The 4,822-nt window shown below is 43.7% G+C and carries 4 protein-coding genes; all 4 read left to right on the top strand.

Annotation, left to right across the window (positions count from 1 at the left end):
- Positions 1-213 precede the first annotated feature (213 nt).
- Genes A1D16_RS12335 through A1D16_RS12320 form a run of 4 tightly spaced genes read left to right on the top strand, consistent with a single transcriptional unit; the run spans position 214 to position 4,820 of the window.
- Positions 214-1,476, top strand: a complete 1,263-nt coding sequence (locus A1D16_RS12335) for an HlyD family efflux transporter periplasmic adaptor subunit (RefSeq protein ID WP_290709888.1) — start codon at positions 214-216, stop codon at positions 1,474-1,476.
- Between the two features lie 59 nt (positions 1,477-1,535).
- The gene (locus A1D16_RS12330) at positions 1,536-1,733 is read left to right on the top strand and encodes a hypothetical protein (protein WP_290709886.1); all 198 of its coding nucleotides are present in this window, start codon (positions 1,536-1,538) and stop codon (positions 1,731-1,733) included.
- A 15-nt stretch (positions 1,734-1,748) separates the two neighbouring features.
- On the top strand, positions 1,749-2,426 hold the full coding sequence (locus A1D16_RS12325; RefSeq protein WP_290709884.1) for an ABC transporter ATP-binding protein: 678 nt from the start codon (positions 1,749-1,751) through the stop codon (positions 2,424-2,426).
- Between the two features lie 36 nt (positions 2,427-2,462).
- Positions 2,463-4,820 carry an ABC transporter permease gene (locus A1D16_RS12320; protein ID WP_290709882.1) on the top strand — a complete coding sequence of 786 codons (2,358 nt, stop codon included), beginning with the start codon at positions 2,463-2,465 and terminating at the stop codon, positions 4,818-4,820.
- The last annotated feature ends 2 nt before the right edge of the window (positions 4,821-4,822 follow it).

The following is a 4,822-nucleotide window of genomic DNA, read 5'->3' as shown; positions in this document are numbered from 1 at the left end:
GTATGGAGGCGTTTTTTAATGTCATAATTTAAGGACACAAGTATAGTATTTATTTCCACTGTACGTATATCTCAATTGCGAACAGTAATTGTATCAAAAGCGTACACAGGGCTTTGGAGAACAGTTTTCAAGTAATTGATAACCAATTAGTTAGTTTTTGGCACAGGGTTTACATAAGCTTAGATAGCACAATCAACGAAAAAATTACGAACTGTGGACAGAGTCATCGAAAAAAAGAAATGGTCGACCAAAAAGCTGGTGACAATCGGAGGAATCATAGCCCTGGTTGCCCTCATTGCCGGAAGTTTCTATTTCACCCAGGGAGCCAGCCGCCTAAATGTAGATACAGAGCGGATTACCATTAGTGAAATTACCAAAGGAATTTTCCAGGAAACCATTCCGGTTAACGGGGTTGTGCTTCCGGTAACCACCATTTACCTGGATGCTACCGAAGGCGGCCGTGTAGAAGAAAAATATGTTGAGGACGGCGCCATGATGACCAAAGGGCAGCCCATCCTGCGCCTGAGTAATACCGATCTGGAACTAAGTTTATCAAACCAGGAAACCCAGGTTTTTAACGTATTGACGCAGATGCAGATTTCCAAAAACAATGCCGATCAGAATACTATTACCCGGCTCAACCAAATGGCTGAAGTAGACAATGCTTTAAAGGAAGCGGAACGCCTCTATAAAGTAAACGAACGCCTGTATACCCAGAAAGCTATTGGCAAACAGGAATACCAATCAAGCAAAAACCTTTACGATTACCAGATAAAAAGAAAAGATCTGACCATTGATATCCTGAATAAGGATTCGGTATCTAATCGCCAGCAGCTTTCACAAATGCAGCAGAGTTATGAGCGGATGCAAAATGCGCTGCAGCTGATGCGTAAAAAAGTGGGCGACCTGATTGTACGCGCGCCGGTTGATGGACAACTGACTTCACTGGATGCAGAAATCGGTCAGTCAAAAAACAAAGGAGAGCGGCTGGGACAATTGGATGTTATGAGTGGATACAAGATCCGTGTAGATGTGGACGAACATTATATTTCCCGGATTTTTACCGGGTTAAGGGGCACTTTCAGCTTTGCCGGTAAAGAATATGCCCTGCTTATTAAAAAGATATACACCCAGGTTACCGGTGGTCGTTTTCAGGTGGATATGGAATTTGAGAAAGAGGTACCCCAGGGAATCCGCCGAGGCCAGACATTACAGATAAGGCTGGCTTTATCGGATGAAAAACAGGCCATTTTACTGCCCAAAGGAGGATTTTACCAGCAAACCGGCGGCAACTGGGTGTACAAGGTCAACGAGGCCGGAACAGTAGCTTACAAAGTGAATGTGCAATTGGGGATGCAAAGCCCGGATAACTACGAAGTGCTGGAAGGCCTACAACCCGGCGATAAAGTCATCACATCGAGTTATGAAAATTTTGGAAACAACCAGGAGCTCGTTTTAAAAGGCGATAAAAAATAGCGCATAATTTTTCGGAGTTCCCCATTAAACCACCTGCTTTAACTTTTATACCAACAACCATGATATCTCTGCTTACTAAAATATTCCTGCTGCTGGTGCTGGCAATATCTACCGGCGAACCGCTGATGAGTGGCGAAAACTGTGTCGATGCTAATCTGAATCGGACCTGTACAGCAGAACCATTAAACCTTATCCAGGAGGATCCTGCCAGTGCATTGGAAGAGTCCTCCCCTCTTTTTATTCTCACTACTATATAATAAATCGACCTCAGTATGATCAAGATCAGCAATCTCGAAAAAATTTACCGCACGGAAGAAGTGGAAACCGTGGCCCTGAACAAATTATCGCTGGAAGTAAGAGAAGGCGAATTTGTAGCTATCATGGGACCCTCCGGATGCGGCAAATCGACTTTATTAAATATACTCGGACTGCTGGATGATCCTGATGCCGGCTCCTTTGTATTTAATGGTATTGAAGTAGCAGGTTTTAATGAACGTAAACGTGCCGACCTGCGAAAAAGAAATATCGGCTTCGTATTCCAGAGTTTTAACCTTATTGACGAATTAACAGTATACGAAAATGTAGAACTGCCGCTGATATATACGGGCGTAAAACCCGCTGAACGAAAAAAAATCGTAGAAGAGGTATTGGACAAAATGGTCATAATGCACCGTCGTAACCACTACCCCCAGCAACTTTCCGGTGGCCAGCAACAAAGGGTGGCGGTTGCCCGGGCAGTAGTAAATAATCCCAAACTCATCCTTGCCGATGAACCGACCGGGAACCTGGACTCTTCTAATGGCAATGAAGTAATGCAATTGCTTACCGATCTGAATGAACAGGGTACCACTATTATAATGGTAACACACTCCGAACACGATGCCCGGTACAGCCACCGCATTATTCGGATGCTCGATGGTCAGACGGTCATGGAAAATATCATGGTATAACCCGAAAGAAAAGCTAGAGGGTATAAAACTTCGGAAATGATCTTTAACTACTGCAAGCTGGCATTTCGTAACCTGGCTAAAAACCGGTTTTTTACGATCATTAATATTACGGGGTTAACCCTCGGTATGGCTGCCACCCTGCTTATTTTTTTGTGGGTGTACAGTGAGCGCTCCTGGAACAAAGATCAGGTTCATTATAACCGTATTGCTCATGTACATGTGAACCGGAATTTCAACGGCGCTATCACTACCGGTTCCGATATGATGTTTCCCCTCGCCGCTGCTGCCATGGCTTCGATTCCGGAAGTAGAAAAAGCCTCCGTTACAAGTTTCCCATCATCCATTATGCTAACAGTGGGTGAGAAAAAAATAAATCGTAAAACCATTACCACCAGCCCGGAATTTCTGGACATTTTTTCCTATGAATTCCTGCAGGGCGATGCAAACGGCCTTAAAGATCCGGATGGAATTATTGTAACAGCCTCTACCGCCATAAGCTTATTCAACCGGATAAATATTGTGGGTGAAGCCGTAAAGCTGAATAATGACCGCACCGCCTATGTAAAAGCTGTGATAAAAGATCCTGCAAGCACCAATACCGTTCAGTTTGACTTGCTGCAATCTTTCAACCAATCTTCTGAATGGGTAAAAAATGCGGCATCTGACTGGGTGAACTGCGGTAACCGGATCTTCTATTTATTACGCGAAGGTAGCAATACACAAAGCATCGAAGCCAAAACCCTGGCCCTGATTCGAGCTAAAACCGACTCCGAAAATCCGACAACACGTGGTCAGATCCTTTTACATCCCATGGAAAAATGGCGTCTCTACGAGGAGTTTAAAGATGGGGTAAATACAGGTGGACGAATTCAATATGTGCGTTTGTTTACCTGGATAGCACTCCTGATCCTTTTGATTGCCTGTATTAATTTCATGAATCTTTCCACGGCCCGTTCTGAAAAAAGAGCCAGGGAAGTTGGTATACGTAAAACACTGGGCTCCCGCAGGTATCAGCTGATAGTTCAGTTCCTTGCAGAATCAGTGATGCTGGCAGTCTTTGCTTTTGTACTGGCATTACTGCTTGTTTGGCTAAGTATACCCAGCTTTAGCCAACTGCTGAATCAACCCATACAATTACCCTCCAACCAGCCGTTTTGGTGGTTAACCGGAATAAGCATTGTCTTTTTAACAGGGGTTATTGCTGGTAGCTACCCGGCTCTTTTTTTATCCGGTTTCCAGCCAGTAAACATTCTGAAAGGGCATTTTTTAACCGGCAGATCAGGACTCACTCCCCGAAAATTATTAGTAACCGCCCAATTCTGCATTTCCTTTCTGTTAATTTCAGCAACCCTCCTCATTTATCAGCAAATCAATTATGTACAGCAACGTGATCTGGGTTATAAGCAGGAAAACCTGTTTATGGTTAACTCATCTCCCCAACTCGATCGTCAGTTAAGCGCTGTTAAAAATGAATTGTATGCTACCGGGCTCGTGGAAGCTGTAAATCGGACCAGTAACCAGGTTACCGACCTGTTCGGATATACCGCCGGTATTCGGTACAATGGGGCTCCGCAAGCTGATAACCTGGTTATCGGTTTTATGTTTACTGATGAAGATTTTGCAAAAACCCTGGCAACCAGGGTGTTGGAAGGCAGGGATTTCAGGGCCAGTGATACGCAACAAATACTGCTGAATAAAGCAGCTGTAGGATTGTTACACCTACAGGATCCGATCGGAAAAAAAATCACCTGGGCTGGAAAAGAGCGTACCATACTCGGTGTTATTGATAATATGGTCATCAATTCTCCGTATGCAGCCCCGGAACCAATAATGCTGGTTCAGGGCATTGCCTGGGAAGGAAGAATTAATATCCGCTTCAAAGAAGGTATTGATATAAAAAAAGCAGTGGTTGCAGTAGAAAAGGTTTACCAAAAATTCAGTCCCGATTATTTATTTGAATATCGGTTCATTGATGATTTTTTTAATGAAAAATTCAATAATGAAAAACTGGTTGGACAGCTTTCCATGATATTTTCAGGGCTGGCCATTTTTGTTTGTTGCCTGGGCCTTTTCGGATTGGTTTCTTTTGCTATAGAACGCTGCAAAAAAGAGATTGGTATTCGTAAAGTAATGGGCGCATCAGTGCGGCAATTACTACTATTGCTATCGCGCGAATTTGTGCAACTGATTATTATAGCATTTTTGATTGCAATACCACTGGCATGGTGGATGATGCAGGAATGGCTGGCTAATTATGTGTACAGAATCACCATTCATCCGCTGATCTTTGGCCTGGTTGCGGCGATAGTGGCAGTTATTGCCTTGCTTACCATCAGCTTAAATGCATCACGTGCCGCTTTAAAGAATCCGATAACCTCTCTCAGATCAGAATAATT

It is taken from the genome of Flavihumibacter sp. CACIAM 22H1 (genome assembly GCF_001601815.1).
In the GTDB taxonomy this organism is placed as follows: domain Bacteria; phylum Bacteroidota; class Bacteroidia; order Chitinophagales; family Chitinophagaceae; genus Flavihumibacter.
Note: the sequence above shows the minus strand (reverse complement) of the source record. Positions and strands in the feature narration are given on the sequence as shown.

Bases quoted from the DNA above. Each gene is read 5' to 3' on its own strand.
- A1D16_RS12330 (WP_290709886.1), top strand. From the start codon at position 1,536: ATGATATCTCTGCTTACTAAAATATTCCTGCTGCTGGTGCTGGCAATA.
- A1D16_RS12325 (WP_290709884.1), top strand. From the start codon at position 1,749: ATGATCAAGATCAGCAATCTCGAAAAAATTTACCGCACGGAAGAAGTG.
- A1D16_RS12320 (WP_290709882.1), top strand. From the start codon at position 2,463: ATGATCTTTAACTACTGCAAGCTGGCATTTCGTAACCTGGCTAAAAAC.